At 38.2% G+C, this 21,569-nt stretch carries 16 protein-coding genes and 1 tRNA gene; 16 read left to right on the top strand and 1 reads right to left on the bottom strand.

Going from position 1 to position 21,569, the window contains the following annotated elements:
• The first annotated feature begins 10 nt into the window (after window positions 1-10).
• The 15 genes from soxC (at window position 11) to BMY50_RS13415 (ending at window position 20,432) form a co-directional block, all read left to right on the top strand.
• Window positions 11-1,270: a sulfite dehydrogenase gene (soxC, locus tag BMY50_RS13485; RefSeq protein ID WP_093325209.1), complete on the top strand. Its 1,260-nt coding sequence runs from the start codon at window positions 11-13 to the stop codon at window positions 1,268-1,270.
• Between the two features lie 18 nt (window positions 1,271-1,288).
• Window positions 1,289-2,752, top strand: a complete 1,464-nt coding sequence (locus tag BMY50_RS13480; protein WP_093325206.1) for a phytoene desaturase family protein — start codon at window positions 1,289-1,291, stop codon at window positions 2,750-2,752.
• Window positions 2,753-3,058: 306 nt separating this feature from the next.
• Window positions 3,059-3,325: a hypothetical protein gene (locus BMY50_RS13475; protein ID WP_093325203.1), complete on the top strand. Its 267-nt coding sequence runs from the start codon at window positions 3,059-3,061 to the stop codon at window positions 3,323-3,325.
• Window positions 3,326-3,364: 39 nt separating this feature from the next.
• A complete protein-coding gene (locus tag BMY50_RS13470) occupies window positions 3,365-3,907 on the top strand; it encodes a hypothetical protein (protein ID WP_093325201.1) in 543 nt (180 codons plus the stop codon).
• 200 nt (window positions 3,908-4,107) lie between these two features.
• Entirely contained in the window at window positions 4,108-4,884 is a 777-nt protein-coding gene (locus BMY50_RS13465; protein ID WP_093325851.1) for an SDR family NAD(P)-dependent oxidoreductase, read from the top strand.
• A 219-nt stretch (window positions 4,885-5,103) separates the two neighbouring features.
• The gene (locus BMY50_RS13460) at window positions 5,104-5,910 is read left to right on the top strand and encodes a phytanoyl-CoA dioxygenase family protein (RefSeq protein WP_093325198.1); all 807 of its coding nucleotides are present in this window, start codon (window positions 5,104-5,106) and stop codon (window positions 5,908-5,910) included.
• Window positions 5,911-5,920: 10 nt separating this feature from the next.
• Window positions 5,921-5,991 (top strand) — tRNA-Cys (locus BMY50_RS13455).
• A 399-nt stretch (window positions 5,992-6,390) separates the two neighbouring features.
• Window positions 6,391-7,350, top strand: coding sequence for a PstS family phosphate ABC transporter substrate-binding protein (locus BMY50_RS13450; protein ID WP_093325195.1), 960 nt, complete (start codon window positions 6,391-6,393; stop codon window positions 7,348-7,350).
• Window positions 7,347-8,237, top strand: a complete 891-nt coding sequence (gene pstC, locus BMY50_RS13445) for a phosphate ABC transporter permease subunit PstC (protein ID WP_093325193.1) — start codon at window positions 7,347-7,349, stop codon at window positions 8,235-8,237. The genes BMY50_RS13450 and pstC overlap by 4 nt, the downstream gene beginning before the upstream one ends.
• Window positions 8,230-9,072 carry a PstA family ABC transporter permease gene (locus BMY50_RS13440; protein ID WP_093325190.1) on the top strand — a complete coding sequence of 281 codons (843 nt, stop codon included), beginning with the start codon at window positions 8,230-8,232 and terminating at the stop codon, window positions 9,070-9,072. The genes pstC and BMY50_RS13440 overlap by 8 nt, the downstream gene beginning before the upstream one ends.
• Window positions 9,069-9,830: a phosphate ABC transporter ATP-binding protein gene (locus tag BMY50_RS13435; RefSeq protein ID WP_093325188.1), complete on the top strand. Its 762-nt coding sequence runs from the start codon at window positions 9,069-9,071 to the stop codon at window positions 9,828-9,830. Before BMY50_RS13440 ends, BMY50_RS13435 begins: the two co-directional genes overlap by 4 nt.
• Before the next feature lie 369 nt (window positions 9,831-10,199).
• Window positions 10,200-11,444, top strand: a complete 1,245-nt coding sequence (locus tag BMY50_RS13430) for an MFS transporter (RefSeq protein ID WP_093325185.1) — start codon at window positions 10,200-10,202, stop codon at window positions 11,442-11,444.
• An 89-nt stretch (window positions 11,445-11,533) separates the two neighbouring features.
• Complete coding sequence (locus BMY50_RS13425) at window positions 11,534-12,763, top strand: FG-GAP repeat domain-containing protein (protein ID WP_162276590.1); 1,230 nt, start codon at window positions 11,534-11,536, stop codon at window positions 12,761-12,763.
• A 168-nt stretch (window positions 12,764-12,931) separates the two neighbouring features.
• The gene (locus BMY50_RS13420) at window positions 12,932-19,087 is read left to right on the top strand and encodes an alpha-2-macroglobulin family protein (protein ID WP_162276589.1); all 6,156 of its coding nucleotides are present in this window, start codon (window positions 12,932-12,934) and stop codon (window positions 19,085-19,087) included.
• Between the two features lie 142 nt (window positions 19,088-19,229).
• A complete protein-coding gene (locus tag BMY50_RS13415) occupies window positions 19,230-20,432 on the top strand; it encodes an anhydro-N-acetylmuramic acid kinase (protein WP_093325176.1) in 1,203 nt (400 codons plus the stop codon).
• A gap of 15 nt (window positions 20,433-20,447) precedes the next feature.
• Here the strand turns inward: BMY50_RS13415 and BMY50_RS13410 are convergent, their stop codons facing one another.
• Complete coding sequence (locus BMY50_RS13410) at window positions 20,448-20,996, bottom strand: DUF922 domain-containing protein (protein WP_093325173.1); 549 nt, start codon at window positions 20,994-20,996, stop codon at window positions 20,448-20,450.
• Between the two features lie 400 nt (window positions 20,997-21,396).
• Between BMY50_RS13410 and BMY50_RS28150 the strand changes: the two genes are divergently transcribed.
• Window positions 21,397-21,561, top strand: a complete 165-nt coding sequence (locus BMY50_RS28150) for a hypothetical protein (RefSeq protein WP_162276588.1) — start codon at window positions 21,397-21,399, stop codon at window positions 21,559-21,561.
• The last annotated feature ends 8 nt before the right edge of the window (window positions 21,562-21,569 follow it).

The raw sequence follows: 21,569 nt of genomic DNA, 5'->3' as shown, positions 1-21,569 counted from the left end.
GTAAATGACAATGGAGAAAAAAAGAAAAGTGTTAGAAACACAATTACCTAGTGTTGTGCCCTCCGTAAAAATTAGTCGCCGTAGAATGTTGGGGGGAGCGGCAGCTCTTGGTTTGGTGCTTGTACAAGATTCTTTTGGAAAAATTATACAAGAGGCACAACCACTTTTTGACGTGCCAAAGGATCCAACAAAAAGACTTGGTGTACCACCCGGCATTTTAGGTACACGGTCTCCTTATGAACAACCAGGAAAATTACCTTCGCTTACCTCTTCGAGAACCCCATTACAGGATCTTTTTGGGACAATCACTCCAGCTGATTTACATTTTGAAAGAAATCATGGTGGGGTGCCAGCTATAGACCCAACTAATTATGAGTTAGTGATCCATGGGATGGTTGAGAAAGCTATGCGATTTACATTGCATGATCTAAAACGCTTTCCATCGTTTACGCGTACCTGTTTTATTGAATGCTCTGGGAATTTCCGCTCGGGAAATACCAACCTTAGCCCTCAGGAGATTTGCGGACTAACAAGCCAAAGTGAGTGGACTGGTGTGATGCTTTCAACTCTTTTTAGAGAAGTGGGGGCAGACTCTAAAGCTACGTGGTTTTTGGCCGAAGGAAATGATGCTGCGGTAATGACACGCAGTATTCCAATGGCTAAAGCCTATGAGGACGCCATGTTGGTATATGCGCAAAATGGAGAGGCACTCAGACCTGAACAAGGTTATCCTGTACGTCTATTACTTCCAGGTTGGGAGGGGAATACCCAGGTTAAATGGATCAGGCGTATTGAAATTGCGGATCAACCTTTTATGACGCGAGAAGAAACATCTAAATACACGGAAAATATTGCTGGTGGAAAAATAAGGCAATTTAGTTTTCTGATGGATGCTCGCTCAATTATTACTTTTCCCTCTTATCCCCTACAAATTGAGAAAGGTTGGGTGGAAATTCGGGGTATAGCATGGACTGGCCGCGGAAAAATCACTCAGGTAGAAGTAAGCACGGATGAAGGCAGAAATTGGAAACAGGCTGTTTTGCAGGAGCCTGTTTTGAGTAAGGCACATACGGCTTTTCGCCTGTTGTGGTATTGGGATGGGCGACAGACAATTATCAAAAGTAGGGCTATTGACGAAACAGGTTATTATCAACCAAGTTACCAGGAGCTCGTTACAGCGAGAGAAAGTAAAGGCGGCTATCATTTTAATCCTATTACTGCATGGGAAGTAAAGAAAGACGGTACTATTTGGTTGGTAAATGACAGGTGATAATTTTTTGTGAGAAAAATGAACATGAATAATAATATAGCGTATGATGCAGTTGTTGTCGGGTCGGGTCCTAACGGATTGGCAGCGGCTATTCTTTTGCAGCAGCATGGCTTGAATGTGTTGGTGTTGGAGGCTCGGGATACGATTGGGGGAGGCATGCGCAGCGCTGAGTTGACCATACCTGGATATGTACATGATGTTTGCTCTGCAGTACACCCTATGGCAGCGGCGTCTCCATTTCTAAGTAAACTTCCATTGGAGGAATATGGATTAAGTTATGTTAATCCTAGCATTTTGGCTGCGCATCCTTTTGATGATAGCACAGCAGCAGCCTTATATGCAGGGCTAGACGAAACGGCTACTGCTCTTGGACCCGATCGTGAAACTTATCTTAATTTTTTTAAACCCTTAGTCGAAAAATGGCCGGCGATTGCGGATGACTTATTGGGGCCATTTGGGTTTCCTAAAGATCCATTGGCTTTTGCTCGTTTCGGTTTGTCGGCGATATTACCTGCTCAACTATTAGCTCGGAAATTTAAGACAAAACATTTAAGAGGTTTATGGTCTGGCATGGCAGCTCATAGTATGTTACCTTTTTCTAAATTGACAACTTCCGCAATAGCTATGGTGTTGACTATCAATGGGCATTTAAAAGGATGGCCCATTGTAAAAGGTGGTACGCAAATGCTAGCCAATGCCATGGCTAACTATTTCTGCTCTTTGGGGGGTGAGATCGAAACAAATACTATTATCAGTTCTTTGCGTCAGCTTCCTAAGACGAAAGTCGTGTTGTTTGATACTTCACCCACACAATTATTGCAGATTGCTGGCCATACTTTTTCATCAATCTATAAACAGCAACTGCGGAGATATCGTTATGGCATGGGCTTATTTAAGGTCGATTGGGCACTAGATGGCCCGGTGCCCTTTACAGCCGCTCAGTGTAGAGAGGCCGGAACTGTACATATCGGTAATACATTTGAGGAAATTGCATTTTCTGAACAACAGATTTCAAAAGGAAAACACCCTGAACGGCCTTTCGTATTGTTAGCACAACAGAGCTTGTTTGACGAGGGTAGAGCACCGATTGGTAAGCAGGTTCTTTGGGGTTATTGTCATGTACCTAACGGTTCAACAAAAGATATGACAACCAGGATAGAGAACCAAATTGAACGATTTGCGCCTGGTTTCAAAGAGCGTATTTTAGCTAGGCATACAACAGATACCGAAGCTTTGGAAAACTACAATTTGAATTATCATGGCGGCGATGTGAATGGCGGAGCGTTAGATCTAGGACAACTATTTACTCGTCCAGCTTTAAGGTTTTCTCCCTATCGAAGCGCTACTAAAGGCTTGTATATATGTTCTGCCTCTACCCCGCCAGGAGGAGGTGTTCACGGAATGGGAGGATACCATGCAGCGAAAAAGGCATTGTTAGATATTTTTAAAATCAATATAAATAGCAGCAAATATTTTATGTAAGTTAATTTTGGAGGTAAAGCATGGTTGCCAAAAAAAAAGAAAATTATGTGGACATGGATCATGATTACAAATTACGTTGTCTTGAAGTTTCCACCTATAACAGAAATATACATATAAAAGATAAAGAGAAAGAAGTGTTGCCGATAAAGAAGGGCATTCGTCTACCAAGACCAAGTTGACATTATCATCAGGAGGAAAATCTGGCAGTGATGTTTTTAAATAAATGTATACTATTTTAGTAGACTTTATTTATATTTGATTTGTCTATTCATATGATTGGAATAGTTATTAAATAATTAATAAACTATGGCTGATAAACTAGATCCAGCTCTTCAAAGTAAAAAAGAAATAAGAGCTAAAAAAAATTCATTCGTTAAGTTAAGGGCCCTAAAAGGCGACCTGAAATTATATTTAGCTCTTTCTACTATTAAAAAGATTCCAAAAGGTTATCAATTTGTCTCTGAGTATTCTCCATTAGGGCGCTCTATCGTAAATGCAAAAGAAGGCGATATTATATGTCTATCAACTTTTAGGCAGCCATATAAATTTCTAGTGCTCCAAGTAATCGATTAGGCGCCTTTTTGACTTCTTATTTAAATAATGCTATGTAATATGAAATCAAAACTAAAAGAAGGAAAAACATCGATGGTAAACAGTACCGATTTATTAAATCGTGCGTATAAGCCATTGCTTAAGAGGTTTAAAGAGATAGGAGTTGTTAAGCATTGGGGGCAGGAAAGCAAGCATGAACTATTTTTTCAAAAACTTAGTACAGGAGAACGTGCATTGTTTTCGTTTCTATACTTTTATGAACATGCTGTTCTGTCAGGAGGAGACCTTTATGTGTATAGTGTTTTTTACCATGAAAACAAATGGTGGAGACACCTTGAAGAAGCATTACATTACTTTAAGCTTCCGGAGATGATTTACATAATCGAAACAATTAAAAGCTTGTTGATGGTTGATTGTTCGGGGCGGAATAGTTTAGTGCTATATGCTTTTAAGCAGATTCATTTAGAGTTTAGATTAGAGGAGCGGCGGAATTATGAATACATAGCGACTATTGTTAAACAAAATATGATAGATTTTCCGCTGTTAAAACGTGCGAGGCGATCGGTTAAGAAAAGTCATGATATAGTAGTCAGTATATCATAACAAATTTTGATTCATAGCTGTTAAGTGAAAAATAATCGGATAATTTTGCTAGAGAAACGCCGTTTCGTCGCGAGGTGAATAATTACTGTACTGCGTTCACGATAACCGGTCAAAAAGAGAGATAAATTTGGAGTTTATTATATTTATCTTACTAGTGAAAATAGATGGTTTTAAATTGTTACGAAAACGACTACGAGCATATGAATACTTACGCACTAATAACAGGAGCAAGCCAGGGACTGGGAAAATACTTAGCCGTTGAATTAGCTAAACGAAAATACAATCTACTATTAGTTGCCCGGTCAGTCCAAGCGCTCGAAGCGGTAAAAAAAGAAATCGTACGTACTCATAATATTACTTTGACAATATTAGTGTTAGATCTCTCGGCGATCGATGCTTCGACCAAGCTTCGTGATTTTTGTGTGACTGAAAGTTTAGAAATAAGTGTTTTAGTGAATAATGCAGGCTTTGGATTGTGGGGGAGTTTTGAACGTTTATCTATGGTCGATCAGCAAAATATGATCAACCTCAACATCAGTACATTAACCTCATTGACTTATCATATATTACCTTTCTTAATTAAGAATAAGCGATCATATATATTGCAGATTGCCAGCACTGCCGCATACCAACCAGTGCCTAGTTTGGCAGTATATGCGGCTTCAAAGGCTTATGTCTTATCGCTTAGTCGTTCATTGCACCACGAACTCAAATCTAAAGGTGTTCGTGTTACGTGTTTATGTCCAGGGCCGATGGAAACTGGGTTTTCAGATAGAGCGGGGATGCAAGCGCTGGCACATCTTACCGAAAAGTATAACATGAACCCGGAGATAGTTGCCCAAAAGGCTATTAAAGAGATGTTCTCCGGGAAAATAGAGGTGGTGCCTGGAGTAATGAATAAAATACAACGTTTTGGCGACTGGCTATTTCCAAAATATATGACAGAAAGAATAGCTGCTAACCTTTACAAAAAATAATATTAAAAATATTTGGAGAATTAAAAAAACTCTTTACTTTTGTAAAGTCTACTAAATTAATAGACTTTATGATTCTTTCAAATAACACATATTCAATACCCAATCAATTAACACGAATGTGTTTAGTTGATGGGAAGATGTGTTGTTGTTAAACGCTTCCTTCCTTGCGTCATGTACGCTTTCCTCCTTATTCAGTTTTTAATCGTTTAATTTTTTCTTATGGTTACCACGTATCAAACCTTCCATTTTACTGGTGAGCTCACGGCAGAGCAAATTGCCTTTTTTGGAGCTTATGGATTTATTCATTTCAAACAATTTATTAATCAGGAAGCAGTAGCGTCTATTGTTCAGGCCTCGAAAGAGGTAGAGAAAAAATGGATTGCAGCTGGCTTACAAAAGATTAATGGTGTACCCATTAAATATGGCGTCGATTTAGATGGGAGTCAAATTGTGCAGCGATTTGCCTTTATTAATCAACATCATCCTGTGTTGAATGAGTTGTCATTAGACCCTAGGCTCCAAAAGCTTTTAAATTTTGTTGGAAGCCATGCTCGACTAGGCACTACTGAAAAAGATGGCATGGTGTTTAATCATTATATAAATGGCCCGCAAAGTAAGTTTGCTCAAATGGGTTGGCACACAGATGGGTTGCGAGATGTATTTCAAGGTACGAAACTAAATCCAATGTTAAATGTTGGCATTCATCTAAGTTCACTTAACAAAGAACAAGGGGGGTTGAGGATTTTACCTGGAACCCATAAACAGAGCCTCTATCAACTTTTATTCAGAAAAAAATATTTCTTATCGCATGATACAGATCCGGATGAATTGGCTATCATCCCAGAGGCAGGGGATCTTACTATTCATGATGGACGTCTTTGGCATCGGGTTGCCAAATCAACTATTGTAGGCGAAGCAAGTAGAAGGAGGGTAATTTATATACCAATTATTGCCGGGAAGTACACCCCAAAAAATGAGCACAGTCCAACACTATTTTATCAACGATTTGCTGGTTTGGTTAAATAGTATGATAAATGGCCGTGTGACCGAGTGGTTAGGTTGAGGTCTGCAAAACCTTCTACAGCAGTTCGAATCTGCTCACGGCCTCTATTAAATGTCACTATAGTTTATGATTTTTAAAAAGTAATAAAATCTACTTATTTAGTAGATTTTATTTTATATTTGCTTCCATAATATTTTTAGTCGCGTGACCGAGTGGCTAGGTGAAGGGCTGCATTCCCTTTTACGGTAGTTCGAATCTACCCGCGACATTTTTTCTGCATGTGATCTAAAAACTGGTAAACAGGCGATCGCCATTTTTATTTTCGGTAAATGCATTATATTGCTAACTAATGCTTTCACTGTTAGTTAAGGGCACTATCAAAGAGGTCGAAAAAAAGCTACTGATTTTATATATTATTATTATCTATAAAAAAGGTGGATTTTATATGGTTTTGCTTGTTGTTTCTGCTATATTTGGCAATCCTTAACCCGAGCAAATAGAAAATGAATAACTGTTTAACAATAACGATAATACTGATTGTGTTGAGTAGTATGTTAAGTTGCAGCAATGGTACTCGTGATCGACATGCAAACGCAAATGAAACAATATCTATATCCGGCGCTTTCGCCTTGTATCCGATGGTTATACAGTGGAGCCAAGATTTCAAAGCTAAACATCCTGAAGTCCGTTTTAATATCTCGGCAGGAGGTGCAGGTAAGGGAATAGCAGATGTGTTGTCGGACATGGTAGATATTGGAATGGTTTCCCGTGATGTACACCCAGAGGAATACGAGCAAGGCGGTTATCTGATAAATGTAGCAAACGATGCAGTGGTGGCGACATTTAATGCCAATAATCCGGTAGCAGATCAAATTTTGAAAAGGGGGATGACGAAGGATGAATTTATTAGCATATTTTTAAAAGGTAAAATCAATCGCTGGAATCAGTTAAAGGGGGTGCAAAGCGATTATGATATGCATGTTTATGTACGATCTGATGCTGCAGGGGCTGCCGAAACATGGGCTAAATTTTTAGAGGCTTCTCAAGAGGATTTATTGGGTATTGGAGTATTTGGCGATCCTGGACAGGCGCAAGCCATCATGCGTGACCCGCTTTCGATCGGCTTTAGCAACCTCAATTATGTATATAGCTTGAAAGATCGTAAGCCGCAACCTAATGTGATGATTATACCAATTGATTGGAATAATAATGGAAAAGTAGATGCGCAAGAGTCGTTCTATCAAAATTTAGACAGTTTAAATCAGGCAATTGACGATGGACGATACCCTGCCCCACCGGCGCGTACACTGGGGTTACTATTTCATGGAAAACCTAAAAGTAAAATGCTTATTTCTTTTTTGCGCTACATACTATCGGCTGAAGGACAGGCTCGATTACCTGAAAACGGTTATGTAAGTTTAAATAAAAAGACCGTCGAACAAGAGTTAGCTAAAATAAAATGAAAATACGTTTAATTAAAGATAAAGTGATCGGAACAGGTATGCTTACCTTTTCAATATTAGCCGTTTCGATGGTTTTATTGATAGGCATAGGCCTTTACTGGAGATCTCTGCCAATTTTGCAACATCATTCTATTTGGGAATTGATCAGTTCGAGCACTTGGCGTCCATTGAAAGGTGAATTTGGTTTTCTATCTTTTATTATGGGTACCTTGTGGGTTACAGGTATGTCTATCGCTATTGCCGTACCCTTGTGTTTACTTGTCGCGATTTATCTCTCTGAATATGCACCAATACGCTTTAAGAATTTTTTTTTGCCGTTGGTGAATATATTAGCGGGTATACCACCCGTAATATATGGTGTTTGGGGTGTGTTTTTTATTGTTCCGCTGGTGCAGCACTATATTGCTCCTAGTTTTGTTGATTTTTCTACTGGTTTCACCGTTTTATCTGGAGGAATAGTGTTAGCTGTGATGATCTTTCCATTGATTGTAAGTATCATTGTAGAAGTGCTTCAAACCATCCCCAAGGAGCTGAAAGAGGCTTCTCTTTCTTTAGGGGCTACTAAGTGGGAAACAATTAAGAAAGTAATTTTAAAGAAAGCAATGCCAGGCATTATTGCTGCAATTGTGCTGGCAATTTCTAGAGCTTTTGGTGAAACTATTGCGGTATTAATGGTATGTGGAAATGTTCCGATTTCGCCGAAATCTATATTTGATCCGGCTTATCCTTTGCCGGCGTTGTTGGCGAATAACTTCGGTGAGATGATGTCGGTACCTTTGTATGATGCTGCCTTGATGTTTTCCGCCTTTTCGCTATTCGTTATTATTTTGATTTTCAATATTATTTCAAGAGTTATATTACAAAAAATAGAAGTTAAAAATGCGTAAACGTAAGTTGGAAGAAGCGATCTTCAAAGCACTTATGATCGTTTCTACCGTTTTAGTGGGACTATCCCTTTTCTTAATTATTGGGACGATAGTTGTAAAAGGGTTACCCTTTTTGGATTGGGACATGATTAGTAAAATACCCGATGGAGGATACTATTTTGGCCGCTCTGGAGGTATGTTGAACGCAATTATAGGATCCATTTATATAGCCGGAGGTGCAACTCTTCTGGGTATGTTTATCAGCCTGCCTGTTTCAATATATCTTAATGTCTATCTTAAAAAAGCCAATCATTTCGCACGTTTTGCGAAGCTTTCGTTCGATGTATTGTTCGGCATACCGTCTATTGTATATGGTGCTTTCGCTTTTAGCTTGATGGTTTATTTGGGCGTCCGTGCCTCGTTGTTGGGGGGTGTTATTGCTGTGACTTTGCTTGTAATCCCAATTATGGTACGTACACTCGATGAAGTAATTGTTCATGTACCCAAAGAGCTAAAGGAAGCTACTCTTTCGTTGGGAGCCACGAGATGGGAGATGGCGAAAATTTATTTTCGACAGATTAGAGCGGGTGTGTTGACAGCTGTTCTATTGGCTTTTGGACGAGGGGTAGGTGATGTTGCTGCCGTCATGTTTACAGCAGGTTTTAGTGATAATATCCCGGTATCGTTGCACGAGCCTGCCGCTACGCTTCCTTTGGCTATTTTCTTTCAATTAGGAAGCCCCATCCCCGAAGTACAGGGTCGAGCATATGCTTCTGCACTCATTTTAACTATTGTAATTTTAATTATTGTCGTGTTCAGTACATTACTTACTAATAAAAGACGTAAAAAATCATGACTCAGACTCCACATATTAGTGTAAAAGATTTAAATGTTCATATAGGAGATAACCACCTGCTGAAAAATATCAATATCAATATTCCAGATAAAAGTGTTACCTCTATAATAGGGCCGTCTGGCTGTGGCAAAACAACTTTGTTAAAAAGCTTTAACCGGCTCTTAGATGATATACCTGGCGTTAACATAAGTGGAAGCGTACTCGTTGATGGCGAAAATATATATAACGCTCAAGCGGAAGTAACGCATATTCGTAAAAAAATGGGTTTATTGGCACAAAGGCCTTTTCCTTTGCCGATGTCGATTTATGATAATATAGCCTATGGCCCGCGCATTCACGGGACAAAGAGTAAAAAAGAATTGAATGAATTGGTGCAGCATTATCTTCAAGCAGTTGGCCTATGGGAAGAAGTGAAAAACAGGCTCAATGGTTCTGCTACGGCTCTCTCGATTGGTCAGCAACAACGGCTTTGCCTTGCAAGAGGCCTAGCAGTTGAACCGGAAATTATATTGGGCGATGAATCTACTTCTGCGCTAGATCCTATTTCCACAAAAACCATTGAAGATTTATTGATCAAATTGAAAGAAAACTATACCATTGTATTGGTAACACATATTTTAAGACAGGCGCGTCGCGTTTCAGATTATATTATTTTCGTTTACATGGGGCAGATCATAGAGTTTGGCCCGACTGAAGAGGTATTGCTAAATCCGAAAGAAGAGCTTACCAAAGAATACGTGAAGGGATTTATAAGTTAATAAATTACTCATTACTAAAAATTAAGGGAATGGTTTACCATTCCCTCAGGATTTTGAAAGAGTCGGCTATCAATTTGGCGTTGCACCAATCTCTCCCAGTAACTAAACCCATTTACAAAATTAGTCAAAAAGACTTAGGTATACAATAATTTGCAATATGACCTGTATCTATACATTTTAATACCAGCAAAACATCTTCATGTAAAAATAATAGAACACGGTTCCCTGACCTCTGCAATTTGATATTTAAAGGTTAATTTTGGCGACTTCGTTGAGCTGGGATTTTGTCTATATTAAACTACTTACAGGTAATTCATATTGTTATAATAGCTAAGATTTATCCAACTCATCTAATGCAATTTGAGAGATATGGCCACTAAAACACTTCCTGTAAAAACTATAAAACAACAAAATCTTGGTATTTCAACTATTTTGGCTTTTGCCCTGATACCGCTTTCGGGTTTCGCTACGGATATTTATATCCCCTCTTTACCCAATATGGCTGTTTCGTTAGGAGTTGACGATGTAAAGGTTCAACTTACGTTGAGCCTCTTTCTTATTAGCTATGGTATATCCCAACTCTTTATTGGAAGTGTATTGGATAGTTTTGGTCGATATAGAATATGCCTTGTGTCACTTTTTGTATTTGCACTATCTAGCATTGTAATCGCTACTACGCATAATATTTATGTTATTTATGCTATGCGCATCATTCATGGTTTAACTGTGGGAGCAATTGTAGTTTCTAAGAGGGCTTTTTTTGTAGATATATATAAGGGCGAGAAGCTAAAACATTACTTGAGTTTATTTACAATCATCTGGTCGGCAGGCCCCATAATAGCACCCTTTATTGGAGGGCATTTTCAAGATCACTTTGGCTGGGAATCTAATTTTTATTTTTTGGCGGCTTTTGCGTTGATCATTGCTGCACTAGAAATTTTTTTTAGCGGTGAAAGTTTACAATATGCTATAGATTTTCGGATTCGTAGCATTGTAAAGATTTATGTGTCAATGATTCGTACTGCCAGTTTTTCATTGGGAATTCTAATGCTCGGTTTTGCTTATTGCATGGTAATGATGTATAATATGACGGGCCCTTTTATTGTTGAACATCACTTTAATTTATCACCTGTGGTAGCCGGTTATACCTCCTTGTTCTTGGGGTTGGCGTGGATGGTAGGTGGATTTACAGGCAAGGCTACAATAAACAAACCTTTTGTGGGTAAAATGGTCATGAACTTACGTCTTCAATTGCTTGCAGCTATCGCCATGTTATTTGTATTAATGGCGGTAGATAATTTATACGTTTTGATTTTTTTTGCATTTCTTATCCATATCGGTGCTGGTTATACCTATAATAATTATTTCACGTATTGCCTAGGTAAGTTTCCAGCTAACGCAGGAATTGCCGGAGGGCTTACGGGCGGTGTAACCTATGTAATTGTTTCTTTTTTGAGCTATGGCATTATTTATTTATTTCCCGCTAAAGACGGTGTCAATCTGTCTTATAGTTATTTGCTTCTTATCATACTTTCCATATTAGTTATGTATTTTGTGGTACGATTAAATAGAAAGGATAAGGAACAATCCTTTAGTAAACAGCAAACCGTTTAACTATCAAGCTGGTTCTGAGAAATAAATTATTAAATTTAACAATAGTTTATTATCTCATGTTGAGTACTATTAATCTCTATGAACCTTTTATGGAATTCAGAACGAACCTAAAAAATTTAAGGGTAATAATTATTCTTGCTCTTTTTACGCTAACAAATTATTCGTGTCTCGATGCGCAAGAATCAGAAACAGCTTATTTTAAGGATGTAACAGTTAGTCATGTGCCCGCTGATCCAGAAGCCCATGCGTTGGACGTGGCATTGCTTGATGTGGATGGAGATAGCGATCTAGATGTTATTTTGGCACTCGAATCGCAGCCTAATAGGCTTTATCTCAATGATGGCAATGGAAAATTAGAATGGAAAAAGAAGGTTTTTGTAAATGAAAATCACGATACAGAACATGTTCGTATAGCCGACTTTAATCGCGACAACCTAATGGATGTTATTTTTGTGGCTGAAGATGATCAACATCATGAGTATTATTTGGGCAAAGGTGATGGTAGTTTTGAGAACGTAAGCGAAAGATTGTTAACCAGAAGCGAGGGAAATGGTTTAGATGTAGGTGATGTAAACGGTGATGGACTACCCGATATTGTAATTGGAAATTCCGGTGAAAACGGACAGAATTTTCTTTGGATCAATGATTCAAAACAACCTGGTTTTTTTGTAGATCTTACAGCAAAAGCACTACCTCAGGTAAATGATGCAACGCAAAGTGTAAAATTGGCAGATCTGGATGGTGATGGAGATTTAGATATGGTAGTGGGAAATGAAATCCCACCCAATCGTCTGTTAATAAATGATGGGCAGGGTGTTTTTACAGAGAGTCAGCTGGATTTGCCTGAACCTTTGCATACGAGAGAGGTACTTGTTTTTGATGCAGATATGGATGGCGATTTGGATATTGCGTTTGCGAATTTAACAAGCAATGGCGGTAAATGGGAAAAAAATCCGCACACCCGCCTTCTCATTAATAATGGACACACCAAATTCGAAGATAAAACACAGAACAAGATGCCTGCAAAAAAAGTCTCTACGTATGCTGCGATTCCCATAGATTTTGACAGTGATGGCGACCAAGATTTACTGTTGAGTACCATCATGATACCACCATTTGAAGGGAGACAGGTATATGCTTATAAAAATGATGGTAAAGGAAATTTTTCCGATATAACGGCGGAAGTCATTCCCAAGATAACACATGGGCGAAGTTGGGGTATCGCTGTTGGTGACTTGAATAACGATGGTATAAAAGATGTTGTTATAGGTGGCTGGGGCTCTCAAGTTCGTTTGCTATTAGGAAAAAATGCTCCCTGATACTTCCTTTCTTTTATTTTAAAGTTCTTGTATACAATAAGTTGTTGTTTGGTTTGAAAATAATTTATGGATATTCTGTATAGATTTCATCCGTAAAATTGATAGATGATTATATAGAATTTATTCAAGTTGATTAAACGTATTTTTATGATTTTGAAATACCATCCCATGAAACATCTACAAATTTTATGTAGCAAGAGCTTATTCTTATTGATTTTTCTGCTTTTTACAAAGAATGTTGCCAATGCCCAGTCTTATCCTTATCCGGAAAAATGGAAAGAAATAGAAAAGAAAGAATCGGAGGGCTTATTGAAAAGTACAAAACCGGTGGTAGATGAAATCTATATCCAATCCAAAAAGGATAGATTGCCGCAACAAAAGATTAAGGCGCTTTTGTATCAATCCAAAATAGAAATTATTACAGAAGAGGGTAAGCAGCAAGAAGCGAAATTGCATAAGCGCTTCAAAGATGAAATTCAAGCAGCGGCAGGAGTAGAACGAAGTATTTTACAATCGCTATTGGCCGAATTATTAAATGAGTATTTTCAGCAACATCGATACCAAATTTCGAGCCGTACAAATGAAGATTCTACCAGCAAAAACGACGACTTTCTGACCTGGAGTGAGGCCAATTATAAAAAAGAAATAACAACACTATATAGTGCTTCAATAGATAACGTAAAGCAATTGCAGCAGGAGTCAATTGGAAAATGGAGTTTCATTTTAGATACTGCAGAACAGTATCGTGAATTAAGACCCACCGTTTTCGATATGTTGGCCCATCGAGCGATTTCTTACTATGTAGCGAATGATGAGCAGAAACGGGCAGCGGTTATAGTTGATTTACTCTTAAAGCAACATGCCAACGACACTTCAAGAAATGCCTATTTATATAATAGCTTATTAGGCATAGAACGCAAGGCAAAAGCTCCTGACGATGATGGGTTAGCGCAGCTAAAGACATTATCAAGACTGAGCCCTGAGGCTTGGTATACTGCTGAAGTTTTGCTGCAGCTGGCAAATGTTTATCAACAGAAACTTTCGAGTGAACCTAAGGAAAAATATGCGGAACGGAAACGTTATGCCGATAGCATCCTGTATATATGTGAGCAAACAAATGAATTATATTTAAATACCAATGCTAATAAGCAGCTTCAGCTAATCAAAAAAAACATTCTTGCACCTGAAATCAGCATGCAGACAGAGCGTTTTAATATTCCGAAGCAATCCATACCTGTTTACCTTGCACATAAAAATGTAAATAAAATTTATGTGAAAATACTGAAATATAAAAAATCGGTTTCCGGGTATCTAGCGAATGAGTTTAATGCTTGGCGGGATATTAAGAAACAACAAGATGTTGATTCACTATTGGAAATATACCCGGAAATTGAGTCGTATGCCGTTACACTGAAAAAATTTGACGATTACGATCGGCATGCAACGATTGCTAAATTCAATGCGCTAGATGGAGGTGCATATATGGCATTGGTTTCAAATAACGAATCTTTTAAGCTCGACAGCGTCAATACGATACTTTTTCAACCAATTAATGTAAGCATAAATTCATTGGTTTTTAAAGAAGACGAGCTTTTATTAACTGATCGGAATAGTGGACAGCCAATTTCCAAAAGTGAAGTCGCTATTTATGAACCTTCTGGTAATGGTAAAGATTTACGGCTGCTAGAAAAACTGATTACAGATAAGAATGGGAAAGCTTCCTATAATAAGCATACACTTTCACTAAATAAAGGTAGTAAGCGATGGGTATATCAAGTAAAGGGGGATGAAGTGTTTTTTGACACCCATCAATATTTTTATAATGCTAATAATGAAAAACAAGAAGGTGAGCAACCACTCAAAGTGCAGTTTTTTATCGATAGGGGTATTTATAGGCCGGGGCAAACGGTTTATTTCAAAGGGATTCTTTATAAAGAGACCAAAGGAGAAAGGCAAGCAGTAACAGGACACAAGACAAAAATACATTTGTATGATCCTAATAATGAAAAGATAGCGACTTCTGAATTAACTAGTAACCAATTCGGTTCAGTATTTGGCCATTTTACATTGCCGATGGGAAAGGCCACCGGACGTTATCATCTGGAAGAGGAAGATGGCGATGAAGAGATGGCCTTTCGTGTAGAGGAATATAAAAGACCTACCTTTTCGGTAGTGATGGATACGGTTAAAGCCCAATACAAAATAGGCGATTCGATCATAGCTAAAGGAACAGCCCAGACATATTCAGGTGCTGTGATCAGCGCGGCTAAAGTAAATTATCGTGTAGTGCGGAATAGTGTCTATCCTTATAGATCATGGTTAACGTCTAAACTTTATTTTCCGGCTAAAAGTGAAGAAATTGCAATAGGGGAGGCAAATACTGATACGGACGGGCGGTTTGAAATTCCTTTTCGGGCAAAAGCTGCTGATATGGAAAAAGCTGGCCATTATCGGTTTTATAATTATAGCTTAGAAGTAAGTGTAACAGATATAAATGGCGAAACGCATCAAGGAAGTCAAACTATTATGGTGGGCGATAAGTCGGTCATGTTACAGATATCTCTGCCACCAGATATAAATATTGATCAATTGGACTCTATTTCTTTTCGTACGATGAATCTCAATGGGCAACCTGTTTCTGCTAGGGGTAACATTCGTCTTACTAAATTGCAAGCACCTAATAGAATACTCAGAGAAATACCTTTCTCTGAAACGGATTATATATTAATGGATAGCTTAAGCTATATTCAGAGTTTTCCACACCTACCTTTTGGAAATGAGCATCATGTGGAAAGTTGGCCAAAGAGTCAGGTTGTAATGAGCAAGGATTTTAATTCGGCCTATCAGCATAGCGTAACATTAGAAAAGAGGAAAGAACTTGAAGCGGGTGCTTATCTATTGGAGGCATATGTATTGGACGGACAAGATACTTTACGTACCACACAGATTGTTCATGCTCACCATGCGCAAGCTAAAAAACCGGTAGACAATGAATTTTTAAGAGTAGCGGCACTTAAATCACCGTATAAGCCAGGCGAGAATGCGATCGTTATGTTCTCATCTGTATTGCCTCATGCAACCATACGCGTTGAATTAGAGCAGAACGGCAAGATAATAAGAAGCGAAAACCTTACACTTAACAATGAAGTAAAACAGTTCGAATTCCCTATTCCGGAACAGCAAGGAGACAAGTTGTTTTTGCACTATTATATGGGCAAATATAATGCGGTAGAAAGTGGAAGGTTAGAAATCGCCATACAACAAAAAGCAACAGATTTAACTATTACTACCAGCACCTTCCGGGATAAATTGCAACCAGGTAAAGAAGAAATGTGGGAGTTGAATATTAGTGGGCCTAACAAAGACAAGGTTTTCGCAGAAGTACTGGCAACAATGTACGATGCATCTCTAGACCAGTTTGCGCAACATAGTTTATATTTTCCACCTGCATTTAATAATACTTATTCGAAAATACCGGCTTGGAATACCAATTATGCCTACGGAATAAATTACGGCAGTCAAATGTTCTTAGCGGGGAGATATAATTATTTACCTACTATTAAATATGAAGATCTCAACCATTTTGGTTTTAGTTTTGCAAACGAAGGGTGGAAGCAACGACGTTATCTAAGTAAACTGTCGTCGCGATCTGATCGGGTAAGGACAGAAGAAAGCGGCGTGATGGATTTTAATGCGGTAGCAGCTGCCCCTACGCGTAATGCACTGCAGGAAGTTGTTGTATTGGGGTATGGCAATTCGGAGATGAAACAGGATGTCACAGGGTCGGCTGCCGGGGTGCAGATAAGGGGTAGTAGCTCATTACCTGCAGGTGCTCAACCACTTTATGTGGTTGATGGTGAGATTATTCAAGGCGCAGCATCCATAAAACCTGAAGAAATCATGTCAATACAGGTGCTGAAAGGGGACGAGGGAAGTGTATTATACGGTTCTCGAGGAGCGAATGGAGTAATTATTGTTACTACAAAAAAAGCTGTTGACACCGCTTTGCAAGGAATCAAAGTACGCACAAACCTGAAAGAAACAGCTTTCTTTTATCCTGATCTAAAAACGGACGCAGAGGGAAATATAAAAGTTCATTTTACTACTCCGGAGAGTTTGACAGAATGGAAGTTTATGGTTTTGGCACATACCGCTACGCTAGAGACGGGCTATTTGGAACAACGAGTGCGTACGAGTAAAGATTTAATGGTGGTTCCTAATGCACCACGCTTTTTACGCGAAGGGGATGAGTTGGTGTTAAGTACTAAAATAATAAACCTATCGGATACCAATTTAAATGGTGCTGCCAAACTTATGCTATTTGATGCCTATACCATGCAGCCCATTGATAGTTTATATGAGTTAAAGGAAAGCACAAGATCGTTTGAAGCTAAAAAGGGGGCGAGCACCAGCCTTTCATGGCATTTAAAAATTCCAGCCACTCAGCTCCTGGTTTATCGCATAGCCGCTACCGCAGGCAATTTTACCGATGGTGAAGAAGCCGTTTTGCCGATACTTCCCGATAAGATGCTGGTCACCGAAACGTTACCGCTTTATGCGAAGGAAGGACAGGCCAAACTTTTTAGGATGCCAACACTTGCAAAGGCTTCTAAAGAAACGGCACACGCACGTTTAACGTTAGAGCTAACGAGTAATCCAATGTGGTACGCCATTCAGGCACTACCTTATTTGCAAGAATATCCATATGATTGCTCAGAACAACTCTTTGCCAAACTGTATAGTGCATTAGTTTCTAAAAAACTGATGGATGCCTCACCCAAAATTAAAGCGATTTTTGATGATTGGAATAAAAAAGGATTGTTAAAATCAAAATTAGAAACAAATCAGGAACTAAAATCAATCTTATTGGAAGAAACACCATGGGTACGTGAAGCGGAAAATGAAGAGACAAGAATGAAAAGATTGGCGCTGTTGTTTGATGTAAACAATTTACGTAATCAATGGCAATCTACTTATCAGCAATTTGCGGCACGTCAGCTTTCTTCTGGAGGTTTTTCATGGTTTGAGGGTGGAGAGGCTAGCGTGGCTATCACCACGCATATTGTGGCTGGTTTTGGTCATTTAAAAAATATGAAAATTGATATTGCGAATTTAGGCGACTCAAGTTATCAACAGGTGTTACACAAGGCTATTCAATATTTAGACGAAGAAGCATTAAAAGGTTTCAACAATAAAGAAAATTGGTCGGTATATGCGTTTGCAAGGTATTTATATGCGAGAAGCTATTTCTTAAAGGAGTATCCCTTAAAAGAGAATATCAAAACACGTATTTTGGCAAATTTGAATAAAGATCCTAAGAAAGGGTTTGCAGATAACTTGCAAGAAAAAGCAATGCTATCCTTGGTTTATCATAGATATGGGCAGATGCAGAAATCAAAAAAGATAATTTCTTCCTTAAAAGATTATGCCGTTAATGATGATGAAATGGGGATGTATTGGAAGGAAAATAAAAGTGGATGGAATTGGTGGCAAAGTCCTATTGAAACACAAGCTTTCTTAATAGAAGCGTTTCAAGAAGTAGCGCAGGATACAGAAAGTGTAGAGCAAATGAAGCTTTGGTTGTTGAAAAATAAACAGACCAATCATTGGAATAGCACAAAGGCCACAACAGAGGCTATATATGCCTTGCTCTTTACGGGTAAAGACTGGCTTACTACCGAAGATGGATTGGAGGTTAAATTAGGAAATCAACAAATAGATCTGAAAAGTTCAACAACGGCGGTAGGTTATATAAAAGCATCGTGGGAACCGCTGGCCATTAAACCTGATATGGCAAAGGTAGAGATCGTTAAGAAGAGCCCAGGACCTGTATGGGGCGGGCTTTACTGGCAACATTTTGAGAAATTAATAAATATTAAGGCGGCCGCTACCGGAGTACAATTGGAAAGAACACTCTATTTAAAGGAAAACACTGATCAAGGACCTGTTTTAAAATCGATAACTTCCTTAACACCTTTGAAAGTTGGCGATCTTATAACCGTAAAATTAATTATACGTGCTGATAGAGATTTAGAATTTGTTCATTTAAAGGATATGCGTGCGAGTGGTTTTGAGCCGGTGAATGTTTTATCTTCTTTTAAGTGGCAAAATGGACTGAGCTACTATGAAAGTACGCGTGATGCTGCAACCAACTTCTTTATAGATCGTGTTCCAAAAGGTACTTATGTTTTTGAATACGATGTTAGAGCTAATAATGCGGGAAAGTTCTCAAATGGAATTTCAAGTATTCAAAGCATGTATGCTCCTGAAATGGGCGCTCATAGTGAAGGAATTAGTGTCAACATCAAAGAAATAATGAAATAATTATAGGTGTTAGATGTTGACCTGCAATAGGCAATACAAGGGTGAAATTGCTTTTTAAGTACTTTAATATTTAAATTATTGTAAAATGAACTTAATTTGTAATTTGGTTTTTTTACACATTAACTAAACCGCTAGAAATAATATGAATAATAATGTCTTACGCCTTTATGAGATAGCCAATAGCCCAGAAAGAATGATTGTTGGGTTAATGTCGGGAACCTCTTTGGATGGTTTGGATGTCGCTTTATGCAAATTTTCTGGCGTGGGGATGAATACTAAAATCGAACTTTTAGCATTTGCTACTGTTCCGTATGATGATGACTACAAGCAAGAGATAGCAAGTGTTTTTTCAAAAAGAGAAGTTGATCTAGAAAAAATATGCCTTTTGAATGGTTGGATAAGCCGAATCCATGGGCAAATGGTTAAACAATGTTTAAAAAAATGGAACCAACCATTAGCAGAAGTAGATTTAATTGCCAGTCATGGGCAAACTATATACCACGCTCCCAAGAAATTACATAATCAGTCCAAGTTCGGAAATGCTACCTTACAGTTGGGGGATGGAGATCACCTGGCGATAGAAACGGGTATTACTACCGTGAGCGATTTCCGTCAAAAACACATTGCAGCAGGGGGGGAAGGAGCACCTCTGGCCGCATATGGTGATTTTTTGATTTTTTCAAAGAGAGGAGAGGAACGTATCATGTTAAATATAGGGGGAATTGCTAATTTTACCTATTTACCAAGTAATCTAAATGTAGATAAGGTGTTTTCTACCGATACAGGCCCCGGTAATACATTAATGGATGCCTTCATCCGTTTACATTTTTCGGGTAAATATTTTGATGAAAATGGCGCGCTTGCAGCAAGGGGAAAAATAAATGAGCATTTGCTAAAGAGACTAAAAGATCATTCTTTTTTTCAACAAGGTTTTCCGAAAACGACCGGACCTGAATTGTTTAATTTGACTTATCTGCAGCAAGCAATGGCAAAATCAGATACATTGGACCTCTCTGTTGAAGATACCATAGCAACTCTTAATAGATTTTCTGCGGAAACCATTGCCGAAGCAATTTTATTAACGACGAAGGATAAAACAGATGCCGTATTTTATGGGAGTGGGGGCGGAATACACAATCCAGTTTTAATGAGGAATTTAGCTGAATTATTACCTGGGCATAAATTTTTGAATACTGATGTCCTGCATATTGATCCCGATGCAAAAGAAGCGGTCCTGTTTGCTGTATTAGCAAACGAATCGGTTAGCGGGAACAACCTGAAATTTGGTGAAGGGAAAAACGGCATTCCAAACGTCTCTATGGGTAAAATTAGTTTTGCATATTGAGGTTAGTTATGAAATTTAAGGCAGTATGCCATATTCAATTAAGCTGCTGTTTAGTTTTTCGTCCCACTGTTTTTGTTTTTCAATGTTCATCATGTGCCTTGTTTCTTTATCATATTGAAGCTGCAATAGGTGATATTTAGTTGCAACTTTATTGAAAATTGTTGCCGCTTCTTGTTTATAGTGGGATGAATATCGCTTGGCCTTTAATCTTTGCATTAATTCTTGTTGCATCAAGGCACCAATCTTAAAATGACCCTGCTCGTGATTTAGTAAAGCGACAAACGTTTCCCGACTATTTATTTTGTCAAACTTCATCCAAGATTCAGCTTTATTGATGTCTAAATATACGTGAAAGGTTAATGAATAATTACTTCCTTTTTTGGTTGCCGTAGAACTATATCCTATACGTAGTTTTGTGTATGATAAATAACGATCATTTGTTTTGGGTTTCCCCCGAAAATCTTCAGCATTTAATTTTCGATATCCTTGGGCATAAATAGGATAGATCCAAAAAAATCCCAGCAGAAGAATTATAACAAAGGCATATGATTTTTTCTTGACCATTGAGCCGTAGCTATTAAGAATGTTTTCAAAGAATAAAATACAGAAAAAATATTAAACAAAACAATGCCTATAAAATATAAAGCCATTTTTTTCTCTTAGATTGCCCCATTCTTCAAGCCGCTCACATTCCCAATTTTATTTATGAATGCCTAAATCTGCGGAAATGAGCTAAGCAACGAAATAGATATTTATGCGCTAAGTAATTGTCGGCGTTAAAAAGATACAAGTAAAGTCTTAATTGGCAATGTGTTAATTGTGACTTTATGAGCAAAAGTCAACAAAAAACTTACCATCTGATCGTTTTGATTGTTTGCATATCTTGTTTATACTAATTTTAGGTTTTAGTCAGAAAAAGAACAAAACAATGCATAACAGAAGAATTAATCATAATCAGAGAAATATGAAAAGGCGGACTCGCCATGGTGTGACGTTCGCAGAAAGACATCATACATCAGACTATTCTGCGTTGATTCTTTTTGCCTTTTTGGTAATTATTATCACCGCTGTTTGCTCAATAGATGATGGAGAGATTTTGAACTGGTTTAATAAGTTAAGTACACGTTAGACCTAAGG

Source organism: Olivibacter domesticus (assembly GCF_900109575.1).
Taxonomy (GTDB): Bacteria; Bacteroidota; Bacteroidia; order Sphingobacteriales; family Sphingobacteriaceae; genus Olivibacter; species Olivibacter domesticus.
This window is presented reverse-complemented; position numbering and strand designations above follow the sequence as displayed.

Bases quoted from the DNA above. Each gene is read 5' to 3' on its own strand.
- soxC (WP_093325209.1), top strand. From the start codon at position 11: ATGGAGAAAAAAAGAAAAGTGTTAGAAACACAATTACCTAGTGTTGTG.
- BMY50_RS13480 (WP_093325206.1), top strand. From the start codon at position 1,289: ATGAACATGAATAATAATATAGCGTATGATGCAGTTGTTGTCGGGTCG.
- BMY50_RS13475 (WP_093325203.1), top strand. From the start codon at position 3,059: ATGGCTGATAAACTAGATCCAGCTCTTCAAAGTAAAAAAGAAATAAGA.
- BMY50_RS13470 (WP_093325201.1), top strand. From the start codon at position 3,365: ATGAAATCAAAACTAAAAGAAGGAAAAACATCGATGGTAAACAGTACC.
- BMY50_RS13465 (WP_093325851.1), top strand. From the start codon at position 4,108: ATGAATACTTACGCACTAATAACAGGAGCAAGCCAGGGACTGGGAAAA.
- BMY50_RS13460 (WP_093325198.1), top strand. From the start codon at position 5,104: ATGGTTACCACGTATCAAACCTTCCATTTTACTGGTGAGCTCACGGCA.
- BMY50_RS13450 (WP_093325195.1), top strand. From the start codon at position 6,391: ATGAATAACTGTTTAACAATAACGATAATACTGATTGTGTTGAGTAGT.
- pstC (WP_093325193.1), top strand. From the start codon at position 7,347: ATGAAAATACGTTTAATTAAAGATAAAGTGATCGGAACAGGTATGCTT.
- BMY50_RS13440 (WP_093325190.1), top strand. From the start codon at position 8,230: ATGCGTAAACGTAAGTTGGAAGAAGCGATCTTCAAAGCACTTATGATC.
- BMY50_RS13435 (WP_093325188.1), top strand. From the start codon at position 9,069: ATGACTCAGACTCCACATATTAGTGTAAAAGATTTAAATGTTCATATA.
- BMY50_RS13430 (WP_093325185.1), top strand. From the start codon at position 10,200: ATGGCCACTAAAACACTTCCTGTAAAAACTATAAAACAACAAAATCTT.
- BMY50_RS13425 (WP_162276590.1), top strand. From the start codon at position 11,534: ATGGAATTCAGAACGAACCTAAAAAATTTAAGGGTAATAATTATTCTT.
- BMY50_RS13420 (WP_162276589.1), top strand. From the start codon at position 12,932: ATGAAACATCTACAAATTTTATGTAGCAAGAGCTTATTCTTATTGATT.
- BMY50_RS13415 (WP_093325176.1), top strand. From the start codon at position 19,230: ATGAATAATAATGTCTTACGCCTTTATGAGATAGCCAATAGCCCAGAA.
- BMY50_RS13410 (WP_093325173.1), bottom strand. From the start codon at position 20,996: ATGGTCAAGAAAAAATCATATGCCTTTGTTATAATTCTTCTGCTGGGA.
- BMY50_RS28150 (WP_162276588.1), top strand. From the start codon at position 21,397: ATGAAAAGGCGGACTCGCCATGGTGTGACGTTCGCAGAAAGACATCAT.